The sequence below is a fragment of the Afifella marina DSM 2698 genome, from assembly GCF_900102695.1.
GTDB classification, from domain to species: Bacteria; Pseudomonadota; Alphaproteobacteria; order Rhizobiales; family Afifellaceae; genus Afifella; species Afifella marina.
Map to the genome: position 1 here is coordinate 44,604 of NZ_FMVW01000012.1, position 16,647 is coordinate 61,250.

General features: G+C 64.3%; 16 protein-coding genes. 9 read left to right on the forward strand and 7 right to left on the reverse strand.

Features of this window, described 5'->3' with window-relative positions; genetic code table 11:
• Positions 1–32: 32 nt before the first annotated feature.
• The 5 genes from BLP76_RS17745 to tkt form a co-directional block, all read right to left on the reverse strand.
• Positions 33–1,232, reverse strand: coding sequence for a phosphoglycerate kinase (locus BLP76_RS17745; RefSeq protein WP_092816424.1), 1,200 nt, complete (start codon positions 1,230–1,232; stop codon positions 33–35).
• Positions 1,233–1,301: 69 nt separating this feature from the next.
• The gene (locus BLP76_RS17750; protein ID WP_420867630.1) at positions 1,302–3,242 is read right to left on the reverse strand and encodes a potassium/proton antiporter; all 1,941 of its coding nucleotides are present in this window, start codon (positions 3,240–3,242) and stop codon (positions 1,302–1,304) included.
• A 56-nt stretch (positions 3,243–3,298) separates the two neighbouring features.
• The gene (locus tag BLP76_RS17755; RefSeq protein WP_092816426.1) at positions 3,299–3,883 is read right to left on the reverse strand and encodes a putative glycolipid-binding domain-containing protein; all 585 of its coding nucleotides are present in this window, start codon (positions 3,881–3,883) and stop codon (positions 3,299–3,301) included.
• Positions 3,884–3,896: 13 nt separating this feature from the next.
• The gene (gene gap, locus BLP76_RS17760) at positions 3,897–4,901 is read right to left on the reverse strand and encodes a type I glyceraldehyde-3-phosphate dehydrogenase (protein WP_092816428.1); all 1,005 of its coding nucleotides are present in this window, start codon (positions 4,899–4,901) and stop codon (positions 3,897–3,899) included.
• 9 nt (positions 4,902–4,910) lie between these two features.
• Positions 4,911–6,911 (reverse strand): transketolase, encoded by a 2,001-nt coding sequence (gene tkt, locus BLP76_RS17765; RefSeq protein WP_092816430.1) that lies wholly within the window; start codon positions 6,909–6,911, stop codon positions 4,911–4,913.
• A gap of 255 nt (positions 6,912–7,166) precedes the next feature.
• Here tkt and BLP76_RS17770 point away from each other — a divergent pair, with 255 nt between their 5' ends.
• Genes BLP76_RS17770 through BLP76_RS17780 form a run of 3 tightly spaced genes read left to right on the forward strand, consistent with a single transcriptional unit; the run spans position 7,167 to position 8,685 of the window.
• A complete protein-coding gene (locus tag BLP76_RS17770) occupies positions 7,167–7,478 on the forward strand; it encodes a DUF4164 family protein (RefSeq protein WP_092816432.1) in 312 nt (103 codons plus the stop codon).
• 4 nt (positions 7,479–7,482) lie between these two features.
• Positions 7,483–7,878, forward strand: coding sequence for a cell division protein ZapA (locus tag BLP76_RS17775; RefSeq protein ID WP_092816434.1), 396 nt, complete (start codon positions 7,483–7,485; stop codon positions 7,876–7,878).
• A gap of 36 nt (positions 7,879–7,914) precedes the next feature.
• On the forward strand, positions 7,915–8,685 hold the full coding sequence (locus BLP76_RS17780) for a sulfite exporter TauE/SafE family protein (protein ID WP_244514660.1): 771 nt from the start codon (positions 7,915–7,917) through the stop codon (positions 8,683–8,685).
• A 23-nt stretch (positions 8,686–8,708) separates the two neighbouring features.
• Here BLP76_RS17780 and BLP76_RS17785 read toward each other — a convergent pair whose 3' ends face one another.
• Positions 8,709–9,443, reverse strand: coding sequence for a sulfite exporter TauE/SafE family protein (locus BLP76_RS17785; RefSeq protein ID WP_092816436.1), 735 nt, complete (start codon positions 9,441–9,443; stop codon positions 8,709–8,711).
• A 211-nt stretch (positions 9,444–9,654) separates the two neighbouring features.
• Here BLP76_RS17785 and BLP76_RS17790 point away from each other — a divergent pair, with 211 nt between their 5' ends.
• The 3 genes from BLP76_RS17790 to BLP76_RS17800 all read left to right on the forward strand — a co-directional run bounded on the left by BLP76_RS17790 (position 9,655) and on the right by BLP76_RS17800 (position 13,674).
• On the forward strand, positions 9,655–11,940 hold the full coding sequence (locus tag BLP76_RS17790; RefSeq protein ID WP_171904422.1) for a putative bifunctional diguanylate cyclase/phosphodiesterase: 2,286 nt from the start codon (positions 9,655–9,657) through the stop codon (positions 11,938–11,940).
• Between the two features lie 201 nt (positions 11,941–12,141).
• Positions 12,142–13,140 (forward strand): crotonase/enoyl-CoA hydratase family protein, encoded by a 999-nt coding sequence (locus tag BLP76_RS17795; RefSeq protein ID WP_092816440.1) that lies wholly within the window; start codon positions 12,142–12,144, stop codon positions 13,138–13,140.
• Positions 13,141–13,149: 9 nt separating this feature from the next.
• Positions 13,150–13,674, forward strand: coding sequence for a tautomerase family protein (locus BLP76_RS17800; RefSeq protein WP_092816442.1), 525 nt, complete (start codon positions 13,150–13,152; stop codon positions 13,672–13,674).
• A 541-nt stretch (positions 13,675–14,215) separates the two neighbouring features.
• On the opposite strand, the gene BLP76_RS17805 is transcribed toward BLP76_RS17800, so the two are convergent.
• Complete coding sequence (locus BLP76_RS17805) at positions 14,216–14,398, reverse strand: YdcH family protein (RefSeq protein WP_092816485.1); 183 nt, start codon at positions 14,396–14,398, stop codon at positions 14,216–14,218.
• Positions 14,399–14,611: 213 nt separating this feature from the next.
• On the opposite strand from BLP76_RS17805, the gene BLP76_RS17810 reads away from it, so the two are divergent.
• The 3 genes from BLP76_RS17810 to BLP76_RS17820 all read left to right on the forward strand — a co-directional run bounded on the left by BLP76_RS17810 (position 14,612) and on the right by BLP76_RS17820 (position 16,600).
• The gene (locus BLP76_RS17810) at positions 14,612–14,839 is read left to right on the forward strand and encodes a YdcH family protein (RefSeq protein ID WP_092816487.1); all 228 of its coding nucleotides are present in this window, start codon (positions 14,612–14,614) and stop codon (positions 14,837–14,839) included.
• Between the two features lie 197 nt (positions 14,840–15,036).
• Positions 15,037–15,501 (forward strand): 5-(carboxyamino)imidazole ribonucleotide mutase, encoded by a 465-nt coding sequence (gene purE, locus BLP76_RS17815; RefSeq protein ID WP_092816491.1) that lies wholly within the window; start codon positions 15,037–15,039, stop codon positions 15,499–15,501.
• Positions 15,491–16,600 (forward strand): 5-(carboxyamino)imidazole ribonucleotide synthase, encoded by a 1,110-nt coding sequence (locus tag BLP76_RS17820; protein ID WP_092816489.1) that lies wholly within the window; start codon positions 15,491–15,493, stop codon positions 16,598–16,600. The genes purE and BLP76_RS17820 overlap by 11 nt, the downstream gene beginning before the upstream one ends.
• Positions 16,601–16,647: the final 47 nt, after the last annotated feature.

A 16,647-nucleotide genomic window follows, 5' to 3' on the forward strand; every position in this document is an offset into this window, starting at 1 on the left:
GATGCAGGCCGGTGTGGCCAATGTTGGGCCGATCAGGCCTTCTTCAAGGCCGTAACACCCGGCAGCTCCTTGCCTTCCATCCATTCCAGGAAGGCCCCGCCGGCAGTGGAGACGTAGGAAAAATCGTCCGCGACGCCCGCCTGATGCAGGGCGGAGACGGTGTCGCCGCCGCCGGCGACCGAGACGAGCGAGCCGGCCTTGGTGGCCTCCGCGGCATGACGGGCGCAGGCGACCGTCGCCTTGTCGAAGGGCTTCGTCTCGAAAGCGCCGAGCGGGCCGTTCCAGACGAGGGTTTCGGCCTTGTCGATCCATTCGTTGACGGCGGCGATGCTCTCAGGGCCGACGTCGAGGATCATGCCGTCGTCCGGCACCTTGTCGAGGGGAAGCGTTTCGCAGGCCGCGTTCTCCTTGAATTCCTTGGCGACCACGACGTCCTGCGGCAGCACGATGGCGCAGGCGGAGGAGGCGGCTTCCGTCATGATGCGGCGAGCGGTTTCGGCGAGGTCCGCCTCGCACAGCGACTTGCCGATGGCGACGCCCTTGGCATGCAGAAACGTGTTCGCCATGCCGCCGCCGATGACGAGGGCGTCCACCTTCTTCACGAGATTGGCGAGAAGATCGATCTTGGTCGACACCTTGGCGCCGCCGACGATGGCGAGGACCGGACGCTTGGGCCGGCCGAGCGCCTTCTCAAGAGCCTCCAGCTCCTCCTGCATGGCGCGGCCCGCATAGGCCGGCATGTGGTGGGCGAGGCCTTCGGTGGAGGCATGGGCGCGGTGGGCGGCGGAGAAAGCGTCGTTGACGTAGATGTCGCCGTTCTTGGCGAGCTCGGCGGTGAAGTCGGCGTCGTTCTTTTCCTCGCCGGCATAGAAGCGGGTGTTTTCCAGAAGAACGATGCCGCCATTGCCGAGGCTGTCGATGGCGTGGGCCGCCTTGTCGCCGATGCAATCCTCGCAGAATTCCACGGGCTTGCCGATCACTTCGGCCACGTCGCCGGCGATCTGGCCGAGCGACATTTCCGGCACGGGCTTGCCTTTCGGCCGGCCGAAATGGGCGAGGAGGGCGACGCGCGCGCCCTTGTCGGAGAGCTCGCGAATGGTGCCCGCCACCCGCTCGATGCGGGTGCGGTCGGTGACGCGCCCGTCATGGACCGGAACGTTGAGATCGACACGCAGCAGGACGCGCTTGCCGGTGATGTCACCGGCGTCGTCGAGTGTGCGGAAACTGGCCATTAATTTTCCCCCATCGCATGAATATTCGCCCGGGAACATACAGGCAGAACGGGCGAAGGCAAGCGGCGCTCAGGCTTCCTCGGCGGGGGCTGCGCGCGTCGGACGCGGCTCCTTCTGCAGGCTGTCGAGATGGGCTCTCCTGCGCGACTTTCCCTCGTCCTTGCCCCGGCGAAAGGGTGTGGTGAGCCAGTGCCAGATGCCGCCCACGCTCAATATGGTCACGATGCTCTCTGAAGGCTTCGGCGGGTCGAGGGACACGCCGACAGAGGTGATGCGCCCCTGCGGATCAGCGTCGCGGACGATGAGCTCGATGTCGCCGAGAACGACGCGGTCGCCATATTCGGGGCTGCCGCCGACCCGCGCCGTGATGAGTTCCGCGATCGTCCAATCTGCCTCTTCGGCGGCAAGCTCCAGCTCATAGGCCTCCGCCAATTCGCGCACCGGGCGCTGCGGATCGAGGGTGAAATCGCCGAAGAATTCGACGTCTTGCGGATCGAGCTCGGCGCGGCTTGCGAAAAGCCGGTCGAGAAGATGCGGAAAGGCGCCCGGAATGACGATGTAGACGTAATCGCCAGGTTGCAGCCGGCCAGCATCCTGGAAGGAGAGCGAGCGGCCGTCGCGCAGCACCAGAGAGGGGCGCGCCCAGCGCGGAATGCGCTCGCCGCGCGCCACCGGGCTGTCGGCGATGACACGGTAGGTCAAAAGCTCATGATGGCGCGTGCCCGGCAGATCGAGCGTGATCTTTTCCATCGGGCCGAGGCGTGGCGGCAGGACGAGACCGAGGCGGCGCGCGACCTTGCCGACCGTCCAGCCCTGTACGATGAGCGAGACGAGCACGATGATGAAGGCGAAGTTGAAGAGGGCGCGGCCGTTCGGGATCTCCGAGATGAGCGGCGTGATCGCGAGCAGGATGGAGACGGCGCCACGCAGGCCGACCCAGGAGACGAAGGCCGTCTCAGCACGCGGGAAGCGAAAGGGGATGAGACACAGGGCGACGGCGAGCGGGCGGCCGATGAAGATCAGAAAGAGCCCGATGGCGATCGCGTCGCCGATGATGATCGGAAATTGCGACGGGGTGGCGAAGAGCCCGAGGACCAGAAACATGATGATCTGGGCAAGCCAGGTCATGCCATCCTGGAAGCGCAGGAGGCTTGCGGCAGCACGCAGCCGCGCATTGCCGGCGATCAGCCCGGCGATATAGACGGCAAGAAAGCCGGAGCCGCCGATCGCGCCGGCGGCCGCGAAGACCATCAGGGACAGCGCCAGAACGAAGATCGGCATCAGCCCGCGGTCGAGGTCGAGCTTTTCAACGAGCCACAGGATGAGCCGCCCGCCGACGAGGCCGCCGGCGACGCCGAGCCCCATCTGCACGAGAAAGCCGGTGAGGACGTCGCCCGCGAGCTGTTGCGGCTTGATCGCTTCGCCGGTGGCGAGAACCGAGACGAGCGTCAACGTCAGGAAGATGGCGATCGGGTCGTTGGAACCGGATTCGACTTCGAGCGTGGAGCGCACGCGGTCGCGGATCGAGATGTTGCCGACGCGCAGCAGAAAGAAGACGGCCGCCGCATCGGTGGAGGCGACGATGGACCCGAGAAGGAAGGATTCCAGCCAGGAGAAATCGGTCAGGTAATGCGTGCACAGCCCGACGAGGCCTGCCGTCAGCACGACGCCGAAAGTGGCGAGCGACAAGGCCGGCAGCGCCGCCTGCTTGAAGGCGGCGACGGGCGTTCGGAAGCCTGAATCGAACAAGACGACGGCAAGCGCCAGCGAGCCGACGAAATAAGCCAGCGGTGCATTATCGAAATCGAGGCCGAGCCCGTCCGTGCCGGCGGCGAGGCCGATCAGGAGAAAGATGAGCAGGAGGGGAGCGCCGAAGCGGAAGGCGATGAGGCTCGAAAAGGCCGCGACCAGCACGAGTGCCGTGCCGATGAGGATGACGAGATAGATACCCTGCTCGTAGATGCCGCCCTCCCTGCCATTGCGCGCCGTGAACCGATACGGCCGATGCACCCTATCCCTTGTTGCGGGAGGGTGTGGCAAAGGCAAGGCCTTGTGGTGTTCACTCTTTACGAAATGTCGACGGGAATGCGCCGGAACAAGGTCGGGTAGTCGAGAACGAGGCCGTCCTCATCGACGGGAAGTTCGACCGTGAAGGAGCGGTCGGCGGCTTCGTAGCGATAGAGCGATCCCGCCGTCAGGCAGGTGTAGATCTGGTGATCGCGCACTGGCTTGAACGTGTCGAAGGGCACGTAGGCCATGGTGAGGCTGCCGGAGCATGCGCCTTCTGCGAGCTTCAGGCGGCGGATCGGCAGGGTGTTGGTGAAGGCGGAGCCGGCGAGATCGACGTCGATGGCGCCGTCGAGACATTCGAGCGGGCGTCCGCCGGCCTCGTGCCAATGGCCTTCGCCATCGGAATGGATGTCGATGCTGCGTCCGGAAGTTGCCTTCAGGATCAGCGAGCGCGTGCGCCACGCATCATCGCAGCTGAGGCGGTAGAAGACGCCGTAAGGAATTCCGCCGCGGTCTCCGATGACGGTGCCACGGATCAGAAATCCGGTCGGGGCCGGCCCCAAGCTCACATGCTCAAGGCCGATCCCCTGTTCGGGTTGCCAGCGCGCGGCGCGCGCCGGCAAAGAGCGGAAGCCGCCCATCGCGAAGCTTGGCTTAGATGGTCTTCGCCATGGCAACCGCTGTGTCGTTCATGCGGTTGGAGAAGCCCCATTCGTTGTCGTACCAGGACATGACCCGGCACAGCGAGCCGTCCATGACCTTCGTCTGGTCCATGTGGAAGACGGAGGAATGGCTGTCGTGGTTGAAGTCGGAGGAGACGAGCTTCTCGTCCGTGTAGCCGAGGATGCCCTTGAGGTCGCCATCGGCGGCGGCGCGGATTGCCTCCTGGATCTCTTCCACCGACGTGGAGCGCGACGGCACGAACTTGAAGTCGACGACCGAGACGTTCGGGGTCGGCACGCGGATCGCGACGCCGTCGAGCTTGCCGTTGAGCTCCGGCAGGACGAGGCCGACGGCCTTGGCCGCGCCCGTCGAGGTCGGGATCATGGAAAGAGCCGCGGCACGGCCGCGATAGAGATCCTTGTGCAGCGTGTCGAGCGTCGGCTGATCACCCGTGTACGAGTGGATCGTCGTCATGAAGCCCTTGTCGATGCCGATGGCGTTGTTGATCACATAGGCGACCGGGGCGAGGCAGTTCGTCGTGCACGAGGCGTTGGAGACGACGACGTGGTCGGAGGTCAGCTTGTCGTCATTGACGCCGTAGACCACGGTCAGATCGGCTCCGGCGGACGGCGCGGAGACGAGGATGCGCTTGGCGCCGCCTTCAAGATGCAGCGCCGCCTTTTCGCGGGCGGTGAAGATGCCGGTGCATTCCATCACGATGTCGACGCCGAGCTCGCCATGCGGGAGCTTCGTCGGATCGCGCTCGGCCGTGACCTTGATCGGACCGCGGCCGACGTCGATGGTGTCGCCGGAGACCTTCACTTCGCCCGGGAAGCGGCCATGGACGCTGTCGTAGCGCATCAAATGGGCGTTGGTTTCGACCGGGCCAAGGTCGTTGATGGCCACGACCTCGATGTCGGTGCGGCCAGATTCGATGATGGAGCGCAGAACATTGCGCCCGATGCGGCCAAATCCGTTGATGGCAACCTTAACCATTTGCGTCTCCTAATCCGTCTCTTTTGGTTCAAGCCGGGCAAGTGCCTTTTCGCAGATCGCCTCAGCCGTAATCCCGAAATGCCGATATAGCTCCTCGTAGGGACCGCTCGCGCCGAAGCCCGTCATGCCGACGAAAAGTCCGTGTTCGCCGATGATCGCGTCCCAACCCTGGCGAATGGCGGCCTCGACGCCAATACGCAAGGGGGCGGTCCCGATTATTTCCTGGCGATAGACATCGCTTTGCTGCGCAAAGAGATCGAAGGAAGGGATCGAGACGACACGCGTCGGATGGCCCCGCTCGTCAAGCAGATCCTTGGCCGCAACCGCGATCGCGACTTCCGAACCCGTGGCGAAAAGGCTCACCTCGGCGTCGCCGCTGCAATCTGCGATGACATAGGCGCCGCGGCGGCAGAGATTGTCTTCCTCATACTCGCCGCGCATGGGCGTAAGGTTCTGTCGCGTCAAAACGATGACGCTCGGCCCGGTCGACGTGGCGAGCGCAAGCTGCCAGCATTCGGCCGTCTCCACGGCATCGGCCGGACGCAGGACCGTCAGGTTCGGGATCGCCCGCAGCGCCGCCAGATGTTCGACCGGCTGATGGGTGGGGCCATCTTCGCCGAGACCGATGGAATCGTGCGTCATGACGAAGATGACGCGCTGACGCATCAAAGCGGCGAGGCGGATGGCCGGCCGGCAATAATCGGAGAAGGTCAGGAAGGTCCCGGAGAAGGGGATCAGCCCCTTGTGGAGCGCCATGCCGTTCATGGCCGCCGCCATACCGTGCTCGCGGATACCCCAATGAATGAAGCTGCCGGAGAAATCGCCCGGTGCCACCGCCTTCATCTCGCTGGTGCGGGTGTTGTTGGAGCCGGTCAGATCGCCCGAACCGCCGATCATTTCGGGGACGACGGGAACGATGCATTCCAGCACGGCTTGCGAGGCCTTGCGGCTTGCGAGCGTCGGCGGCTCGGCTGCGTATTCCCGCTTCAGCTCGGCAATGGCGCGATCGAGCCGCGGCGGAAGGTCGCCGGCCATGGTGCGGGCGAATTCGCCGCGCAATTCCGCGTCGAGCCCCTCGAAGCGCTCCTGCCAGGCTTTGCGGCGCGGACGGGCCCTGAGGCCGGTGATGCGCCAGGCGTCGAGAATGTCGGCGGGGATATGGAAGGGCTCATAGGGCCAGTCGAGCCGCTCGCGCGCCTCCTGCACTTCCTTTTCGCCGAGCGGGCTGCCATGGGCCGCCGATTTGCCGGCCTTGTTGGGGGCGCCGAAGCCGATGGTGGTGCGTGCCGCAATCAGGGTCGGCCGATCCGATTGCCGCGCATCCGTCAACGCGCGGTCGATCTGTTCGGGGTCGTGGCCGTCGATGCGCACGGCGTTCCAGCCCGAGGCCTCCACACGCGCCACCTGATCGGTGGAATCCGACAGCGAGATGTCGCCGTCGATGGTGATGTGGTTGTCGTCGAAGATGACGATGAGGCGGCTGAGCTTCAGATGGCCGGCGAGTGCGATGGCTTCCTGGCTGATGCCTTCCATGAGGTCGCCATCGGAGCACAGGACGTAGGTGTGATGATCGATGATGCCGTCGCCGAAACGCGCATTCAGCATGCGCTCGGCGAGGGCCATGCCGACGGCATTGGCGATGCCCTGACCGAGCGGGCCGGTGGTCGTCTCGATGCCCGGCGCTTCGCCGACCTCCGGATGGCCGGCCGTTTTGGAGCCGAGCTGGCGGAAGTTCTTCAGCTCCTCGATCGTCATCTCGTCGTAGCCGAGAAGATAGAGGAGGGAATAAAGCAGCATCGAGCCGTGCCCGGCCGACAGCACGAAACGGTCGCGGTCGGGCCAGTTCGGATCGGTGGGATCGAACTTCAAATGTCGGGTAAACAGGACGGTGGCAATATCGGCCGCGCCCATCGGCAGGCCGGGATGCCCCGATTTTGCAGCCTCCACCGCGTCCATGGCGAGCGCCCGGATCGCATTGGCCATGGATGCGTGCTTTTCGGCCTCTGGCATGGGAAACTTCCGAGATGGTGCCGGACATCAGGCCGTTCAGGCGCTGACCCGCGCTTCTTATCGTCCGGCGGGCGCCGCGAGACATACACGGCTCTCAATGCGAGTCAACGCCACAGCCACGAAGCAGCTGCGTAGGAAGCATCTTGGGCAGTTGACTGCTCTTTCAAGCGCTGCATAACCTCTTCGCCCCAATCCGTTGATTTTTGACGGCTCGGGGGTGAACCTTTGGCTCAAAGACGTGCATAGTGTGCTGCCATGGATCCTGCTTCCCCAGCCAATTCGACGCCCGGCCATGCGCCGAGCCGTTTCGCGCAAGCGACAGAGCTTCTCGAGAAAGCTCTGAGCGAGCTCGAGCTTGCGGTGGAGCGCAGCGAATCGCGCGGCGGCCATCACGAAACGCTCGTGCAGCAGCTTCACGATTCCGAACAGGACAGGGCGCGGCTCGCCGAGGCGCTGGATGCGGCCGGTGACCGCTCGTCCAAGTTGGAGCGGGCCAATCACGAAGTGGGCCAGCGTCTCGACCGTGCCATCGCTCAGCTGAAATCGGCTCTCGGAGAGGATTTCTGACATCATGGCGACCGTAACGGTCAGCATCGGCGGGCGGCGTTTCCGGCTCGCATGCGAGGATGGCGAGGAAGAGCACGTCATGGAGCTCGGCGAGCGGTTGGATCAGACCGTCACCGAGTTGCGCAGCAATGTCGGCGAGATCGGCGATCAGCGCCTGACCGTCATGGCGGCGATGCTGATGACCGACCGTCTGAGCGAGGCGGAAGGTCGCATCGCCGGGCTTGAAAGCGAAATCTCCGAACTGCGCGAAAGCCGCAACGAGGCCCTCGACCGCTTCGAGGCGCTGGAGAGCGAGGCGAGCGACGCGATGGAGCGAGCCGGCCGGCGCATTGCGCGGCTCGCGCGGGCGCTGCGCGGCGGCTCAACGAGCAGTAGCTCATCCGGCGGCGAAGAGGAGTGACGTGGCGCAGGCGAGCCTGATGCTGCGCGTTCCTGCTTGATCCAAGATCCGTTCTTTTATCTGGTGGCGGTTCCGGCCGTCATCATGATCGGGCTTTCCAAGGGCGGCATCGGCGGTGCCGGGGCGATGCTCGGCGTGCCGCTCGTCACCCTTGCCATCGATCCGGTGCGCGCGGCGGCCATCCTCTTGCCGATCCTCGTCGCCATGGATCTCGTCAGTCTCTACGCCTGGCGCGGGGTCTATCAGACGAAGAGCCTTGCCATTCTGCTGCCGGGCGCCGCCCTTGGTGTCGGCATCGGCTGGGTGCTCGCCGGCTCGATCGGCGAAGAGGAGATCCGCCTCATCGTCGGCGGGATCGGGCTCGTCTTCTCTCTCGATCATTATCTCGGGCATTATTTCGGCGGGGAAGCGAAGCGGGCGCCGCGCCCGCATCAGCCGGCGAAGGGGATGATCTGGGGTACCGTCGCGGGCTTCACGAGCTTCGTCGCGCATGCCGGCGGGCCGCCATTTCAGATGTATATGCTGCCGCTGCGGCTGCCGCCGCCGGTCTATGCGGGCACGTCCGTGATCTTCTTTGCGGTCGTCAACGCGCTCAAGCTGTTGCCGTATTTCATGCTCGGACAGTTCTCGGCGGCGAACCTTCAAACCTCCCTGGTTTTGATGCCGCTGGTGCCGGTCGCGACATTGACCGGCGTCTGGCTGGTGAAGGCGGTGTCGCCGAAGTTCTTCTATGCGCTGAGTTATGCGCTGGTGCTTCTGGTCTCCCTCAAGCTCATCTTCGATGCCGGTATGGCGCTGATGGCCTGAGAGGGCGTCCCGGAACGACGACCTCAAAACAGCGCGTCGGCGAAGAGTTTGACGGTGATGACGGCGAGGATCGCGAGGATCAGCCGGTCGAAACTGCCGGGCTTCATGTCGCGGCCGAGCCATTGGCCGAGGCGCATGCCGAGAAACACCGGCACGAGGGCCGCGATGCTGAGCATGAGGCGCTGCCAGGTGAGGATGCCGGCAAGCGCGAGCGATGGGAGCTGCGCGACGGCAAAGCTCGTGAAAAGAACCGAGACCGCGAAGACGAATTTCGGACGCTCCAGACGCAGGGCGTTCATGAAGGTGACGCTGACCGGAGCGGAGATGCCGGTCGCGCCCTGAAGGGTTCCGGCCAAAAAACCGATGGCCGGGGCGATCGCCGTGGCACGGGCCATTGCGAGCTTCACCTGGGGGTGCAGGAGGCGGAGCGCGATATAGGCGAGCATGACGAGCGCGAGCCCGAGCGAGAGAAAGCGGGCAGGCAGGCTCGTCAGAAGAAGGGTGCCGGCGGCAATGCCGATCAGGCTCATCACCACAAGTCGCGGGAGAAAGGGCAGGTCGGCGCTATGGGCGCGGAACCTCCAGACCTGCGAAAGGTTGGCCGTCAGGATCGGGATGGTCAGGATGGCGATCGCGTAAGGAACGTCGAGAAAAGCCGCAATGCCCGGTATCGCCACGAGCGGCAGTCCCATGCCGGCAACGCCTTTGATGGTGCCGCCCGCAGCGAGGCAGAAGAAGATGACAAGAAGTTCGTTCAACGTGGGTCGCTCGTGATGAGTTGTCTCTGGCCTGTCGAATAGGCCGAAGAGGCGACCGTTGTCGCTCCACTTGTGTCGCGGGCGGTCGGCAAAGCGGGATATCTTGGAAGTGTTGCCGGCCGGGATATGGTCTGACAAAATGGAGCGAGCTTAGCGGTTTTTTCATCCTCCCGTCCGATCGTTAGCATGAGAGCATCCGACAGCCAGGATGATGGAGCACGGTTCACACATATATATCGACCGCCGCGCCGAGCCGGATATCTATATCTCGCTGGTCAATTCCCTCTACAGCTCCATGCGATCTCTCGTCGCAGGGGCGATCGGAGGGACGGCGGCCGTCCTTGTCACGGCGATCCAGATCGACGGGTTGCCTCTCTATGTGTGCGCCGCGCTCATTGCCGTTGTCGGCTTCCTTCGCGTGGCCGTCGCCTTTGCCTTCCGCCGACGTGGCGGCGACAAGCTGCCGGTGGAGCGGCCGGTGCTGTGGGACGTGCTCTACGGCATCGGGGCGTGCGCGTTCTCCTTCCTCCTCGGCGTCTGGTGCTACATCTGTCTGACGTTCTATGACGATGTGACCGCGCAGCTCGTCGCCGTCTCGGTGACGATCGGTTATTCCGCCGGCATCGCCGGACGCAATGCGGGCCGTCCGCAACTCGTCTCTCTGCAAATCCTATTTGCCTGTCTGCCGCTCGTCACCGGTTTCGTGGTGCAGGGCGAGCCGCCTTATCTGGCGCTCGGGATGCTTCTCGCTTTCTTCTTCTGGAGCATGCGCGGCGTTTCGATTTCCATCAGCGAGACGCTGCTTGCGGCATTGCGGGCCGAAAAGGTGATGACGCTGCTTGCGGGGCGTCTGGAAGCGGCGCTGTCCAGCATGTCGCATGGCGTGCTGATGATCGATGCGGAGCAGAAGCTGCGGGTTCACAATCAAAGGGCGCTCAGTCTTCTCGGTCTTTCACCTGAATCGATCCGGCATGGCATGCCGATCAGCGAGCTTGTCCAGGCCTGCGTGCGCGAAGGCGTCTTCTCGCGTTCGGAGCTGAAGCGTTTGCAGGAGCAGTTCACGGTCGGGCGAACGCTGCAGATCGTCACCAACGACCGGCGCACCATTTCTCTTACCAGCGAGCCGGCGAAGGACGGCGGTTTTGTCATCGTCGCGGAGGATGTGACGGAGCGCAAACGCACCGAAGCGCGCATCTCCTACATGGCCCATCACGACGAGGTGACGGGGCTGCCCAATCGCGTGCGCCTGAAAGAGGAGCTGGAGCAGTTCCTGCGCAAGAGCGCCGAGGAAAACTCGGCCTTTGCCGTCTTCTGCGTCGATCTCGATCACTTCAAGAGCGTCAACGATACGCTCGGCCACCCGGTCGGCGACAGCCTTCTGCGCGCCACGGCGCGGCGGCTTGCCTCCATGACGCGCAAGAGCGACCTTCTCGCCCGCTTCGGCGGCGACGAATTCGTGCTTCTCGCCTCAGGCGTCACCGACGCCGAACAGGCGGAGCAATTCGCAACGCGGGTCATCACGGCGTTGTCGCGTCCTTATGCGCTCAACGGGCACAGCATCGTTGCCGGCGCGAGCGTCGGTGTCGCCTTCGCGCCCAAGGACGGCTCGAATGCCGACGCCCTCATCAAGAATGCCGACATGGCGCTCTACCGCGCCAAGGCGAACGGGCGCGGCACGTTCTGCGTCTTCGAGCCGGAAATGGATGTGCGCGCGCAGGAGCGCCGCTCGCTCGAAATGGAATTGCGTAGCGCCTTCGCCAACGAGGAGCTGGAGCTCTACTATCAGCCGCTCCTCAATGTGCGCAGCCGGACGATCTCCACCTGCGAGGCGCTTTTGCGCTGGCCGCGCGCGGGGCGGGGGATCGTGTCGCCCGGCGAGTTCATCCCGCTCGCCGAGGAGATGGGGCTGATCGTGGAGATCGGCGACTGGACGCTGGTGCAGGCCTGCCGCCAGGCGGTGCAATGGCCGCAGCAAATCCGTGTCGCCGTCAACGTCTCGCCGATGCATTTTCGCCGCGGCGACATCGTCCGCTCCGTCGAGGCGGCGCTCAAGGATTCCGGGCTGCCGGCCGACCGGCTGGAGATCGAGGTTACGGAATCGGTGCTCTTGGAGCAGACGGAGCGCACGCGTCATGCGCTCGGCGAGCTCGCCGAGATGGGGATCCGCATCTCGCTCGACGATTTCGGCACCGGCTATTCGAGCCTCGCCTATTTGCAGAACTATCCGTTCCACAAGGTCAAGATCGACCGCTCCTTCCTCTCCGGGCTCGATGATGATCCGCAGCGTTTGATCATGTTGCGCGGCGTGGCGCGGCTTTCCGCCGAGCTCGGGCTTGCCGTGACGCTCGAAGGCGTCGAGCGGGACGATCAGCTCGCCATCGTCATGGCGGACGGATACGTCGACGAGGTGCAGGGGTTCCTGATCAGCTGCCCGGTGCCGGCTGAGAAGCTTGGCCGGCTTTTTGCATCGCGGAAAGAGAAGCAGGCGGCGGCCTAGACCTAGCCACCCCCGGCGGCACTGGACCCAGGAAATCTCAGTCAAATCGCCATTTTGCGGTGCAGCACGGGTTTTCAATTCACAAGTTAAATGTTAACCTTAACAAAGTGCTACTGGCTTGCCGGTACCCTAAAGTTTATATTAACGTCATGAAGAATTTTGTAATAAGTGTCAGTGTTCCTCTGCGGCGGGGGGTGGAATATGGCCAGACTTGAAGCGGCGGCGTGCGACGTGCGCAGCGAAGATATTGTCAGTAACGAGCTGAGGGCGCGTACATCGGGTGCGGTCGGCGTCGCGATGCCGGCGAAAGGCTCCGTTGGAAGTGTTCGGGCCGCGATTTCCGAGGTCGCGGAGGACGTGCGGGAGGTCGTTCTTTCTTACGAGGCCGAGAATGCGACTTTGTGGTCGACCATGGTGCCGCCCGGACGGCCGTGCTTTACGCGCCGGCTGGTGAGCGAATACATTCACCTGTTCCAGTCGCTGAATGCCCGCTTCGCAGATGCGGAATCGCTCGCTCTCAAATACATCGTCTATCAATCCGGCACGCCGTCGATCTTCAGCCTCGGCGGCGATCTCGACCTCTTCTCGCGGTTGATCCGGGCGCGGGACGAGGAGGGGCTGCGCGATTATGCGCATGCCTGCGCCAAGATGACCTACCTCAATTCCATCAGCGCCGATCTGCCGATCGTGACGATCGCGCTGGTGCAGGGACAGGCGCTCGGGGGCGGGCTGGAATCGGCGCTGTCGTGCAATCTCATCATCGCCGAGAAGAGCGCGACTTTCGGGCTGCCCGAGGTGCTTTTCAATCTCTTCCCCGGAATGGGCGCCTATTCCTATCTGAGCCGCAAGGTGTCGAGCCGGATCGCGGAAAAGCTGATGCTGTCCGGGCGCACCTATTCGGCGGACGAGATGCTGGAGGCAGGCGTCATCGACGAGGTGGTGGAGGACGGCACCGGTGAAAAGGCCGTGCGCGACCTGATCGAGCGCTCGCAGCGACGCCACAATGCGCAGGTCGGCGTCTATCGCACGCGCCGCCGCGTCATGCCGCTCAGCTACGAGGAATTGCGCGACGTCACGGATATTTGGGTCGAATGCGCGCTCGGCATCACAGATCTCGATCTGCGCAAGATGGAGAAGCTGGTGAAAGCCCAGGACCGGCTCAAGGGCGCCGTGGCCATGCCGGCCGCCGCGCATTCATGAGGATGATCCATGCCTCTTGCTGAATTGAGACTGACGCGCGGGGCGCTGTCGGACGCAAAACTCGACATTCTGGCGCGCGATCTGACGGCGATTTTGCTCGAACACCAGGGGGCGCGGCCGGGCAGTGCCGTGGCGCGCTCGATCACGCGTTTGGAGGTGACGGAGTTCGAGCCGCGCCGCACCTATGTCGGCGGCAATCTCTCCAACGCGCCCTGTTACCGGCTCTCCTACACGGTGCCGCTCGGCGCCCTGAACGAGGAGAAGAAGCGCTCGCTCGTGGAAAAATCGACGAACGCGATCCTGGCCGCGGAAGGCACGCCTTTCACCGAGGACGACGCCTACCGCGTCTGGTGTCTGATCGACGAGGTGCCAGACGGCAATTGGGCGAGCGCCGGCAAGGTCTGGCGCTGGCGCGACATCATGCGCTGGGTCGCCAGGCGCGAGATCGCGGCGCGGCGACAGGAGCGCGAGGCCGGTGACGGGCAGCTGCCGGAGCGGGAACGCAAGACGGGAAGAGCCGGGATCGCTGCGTGATCTTCGGAGCTCGAAGCTGACGAAGCCCGGCTCGGCGCGCACGAAATGTGCGCGCGAGGCTCAAGAGGCGAAGGCTGCGCCGCCTGAGGCGACGCAGATTGATACCGAGGGGGCCTCGCGTCTGCGCCGTTTCGGTCGCAACGGACGTCGTGAGGCTGCTGGGCGGGAGGCCGCCTTTGATCCCTGCATCGCCCCTTTCTGCGTCTGTCGTGCCCGGGACAGCCGGTCGTGCCACCGGGGGCTCCCGCCGCAAGTTCGTCCCGCCGCAAGTTCGTCTCAAGGCGAGATTTGCCGCTGCGAGATTGCCTGAAGCGGGCCCGGACCGGGCCCGGAGCGGGTTGGTCCCCAAAGCGAGACAGGTTGTCGACAATAAAGGGGAAGAGAAAGGGAAGGCGGGCGGCCGAAGACGTTCGGAACGTCCGGGTCAAGAGGGGCGCTGGAATGGTCGGGACGACCTTGCGCCCCGCGGGCCGTTTTCAGTCCTTCCGGCCGGCCCTCAGGCCGCGAGCCGGAAGGACCGGACAAGCGTTCGAAAGGGGCTTTAGAGAGCGCCTTCCTGCTGGCCTTTCAGACGCGCAATCTCGTCCTTGAGTTGCAGCTTGCGCCGCTTCAGCTCAGCGACTTCAAGATCGTCGCTGGCCGGGTGGGCCATGGCTGCCTCGATCTCTTTTTCGAGAGCCTCATGGCGCCGCTCGAGCTCGGCAAGGCGCGCTTCAAGGGGCATTTGCGTCTCCATCTATGGTGGGGGATTTAAAGTGTGACATAGCTTCACCGCCCTGTCTAACGGAGCGGCAGGGTCCGTTAATATCTGCTGATCATTTGATCACGCATTTTTTTGGCTTCAAGCTGCGGCTTTTCGAACCGTACGCTGGCATCCGCGGCCGATAGGCTGCATGAGACAATTCCTCGTGATAGATTGCCGCCCCTGGAGGTGATGATGGATGGTAGCGACAACGTCGTGGAGCTGACGCAGAAGGAGATCAGGGCGGAGCTTGCTCTCTTGCGTCAGGAACACCGCGATCTCGATCATGCCATCGAAGCCCTTCATACGGCCTCGCCGCAGCCCGATTACCTGCAATTGCAGCGCCTGAAGCGCAAGAAGCTCTCCTTGAAGGACCGTATCCTCGCGCTCGAAGACAGGCTTCTGCCGGATATCATCGCTTAAAGCCTGCTGAAGCGCGGTGTCTTTGCGGCAGGTTCGAAAGCCCCACGCGCGCAGTCTTTGCCTGATATTTGAGCCGATCAGTTGTCTTGCGGGAGGCTCCGGCATTCGTTAATCCGGCGTCTTTCCGGTTTTCTTTCTCTGCCAACGCGGACATTTTCGCCTTGACCGCATCATCTTCCGTTCCCGTCGCGCTCGTCATGGGCAGTCGCTCCGACTGGGCCACCATGCAGCGCGCGGCCGAAAAGCTCGACGAGCTCGCCATCGGCTACGAGGCACGCATCGTCTCCGCGCACCGCACCCCCGAGCGGCTTTACGACTTTGCCAAAGGGGCCGAAATGAACGGCTTCAAGGTGATCATCGCGGGGGCCGGTGGGGCGGCGCATCTGCCTGGCATGGTCGCCTCCTTGACGCGCCTGCCGGTGCTCGGTGTGCCGGTGCAATCGCGCGCTTTGTCGGGGCAGGATTCGCTTTATTCGATCGTGCAGATGCCGGCCGGTATTCCGGTGGCGACCTTCGCGATCGGCGAGGCCGGCGCGGCCAATGCCGCGCTTTTCGCCGCCTCCATCCTGTCGCTCGGCGATGCGGCTCTGGCGGAGCGGCTCGCAACCTTCAGGCTGCGGCAGAGCGATGCCGTCGGCGAGGATCCGCGCGATGACAGCTGAGCGCACAGGGGCGCTCGCCCCGGGCGCCACCATCGGCATTCTGGGCGGGGGCCAGCTCGGCCGCATGCTGGCGGTCGCCGCCGCGCAGCTGGGCTTCTCCACGCATGTCTTCTGCCCGGATCCCGACAGTCCGGCGTTTGACGTCTCGGCACATTACACGGTCGCCCCCTACGACGATCCGCGCGCTCTGGAAGCCTTTGCGGCCGATGTCGACGTCGTCACCTACGAGTTTGAGAATATCGCGGTCGACGCCGCTGAGCTGCTTGCGGCGACCTGTCCGGTGCGGCCTGGACCGCGTGCGCTCGAAGTGGCGCAGGACCGGCTCAACGAGAAGAGCTTTCTGACGGGCGCCGGCGTGCCGGTCGGCCCCTATGCGGCGATCGACGATCTCGACGGGCTCAAAGCCGCGCTTCAACATCTGAAGACGCCGGCAATCTTGAAGACGCGCCGCTTCGGCTATGACGGCAAGGGGCAGGTGCGCATCGACGACGCGAACGATGCCGAGGCGGCCTATGCGGCAATCGCACGCGCGCCGGCGGTCCTGGAAGCCTTCGTGCCGTTTTCGCGCGAAGTCTCGGTGATTGCGGTGCGTGGCGCAAACGGCGAGACGGCGGTCTACGACGTGCCGGAAAACGTCCACCGCAACCATATCCTCCACACCTCCACCGTGCCGGCCAATCTCGCGCTTGCGACGCGGCAGAAGGCGGCGGAAATCGCCGCCACGATCGTGAGGGAACTCGATTATATCGGCGTGATCGGCGTGGAACTCTTCGTCATCGAAACGGGGGGCGGCGAGCTGCTCCTCGTCAACGAGATCGCGCCGCGGGTGCACAATTCCGGCCATTGGACGCGCGATGCCTGCGTCTGCTCGCAATTTGAAAATCATATCCGGGCGATTGCCGGCTGGCCGCTCGGGTCCGTCTCCCGCCACAGCGACGCGGTGATGACCAATCTGATCGGCGAAGAGGCCGAGGATTGGCAGGCGCTTGCGGGCGAGAACAATTGCTGCGTGACGCTTTACGGCAAGCGCGAAATCCGGCCGGGGCGTAAGATGGGGCATGTGACGCGGCTGCAGCCGCTTACCAAGGCGCCTTGCTAAGCCCCGCAAAGTGTGGTGCAAGGCCGCCGATCTCTCGACAGGATTAG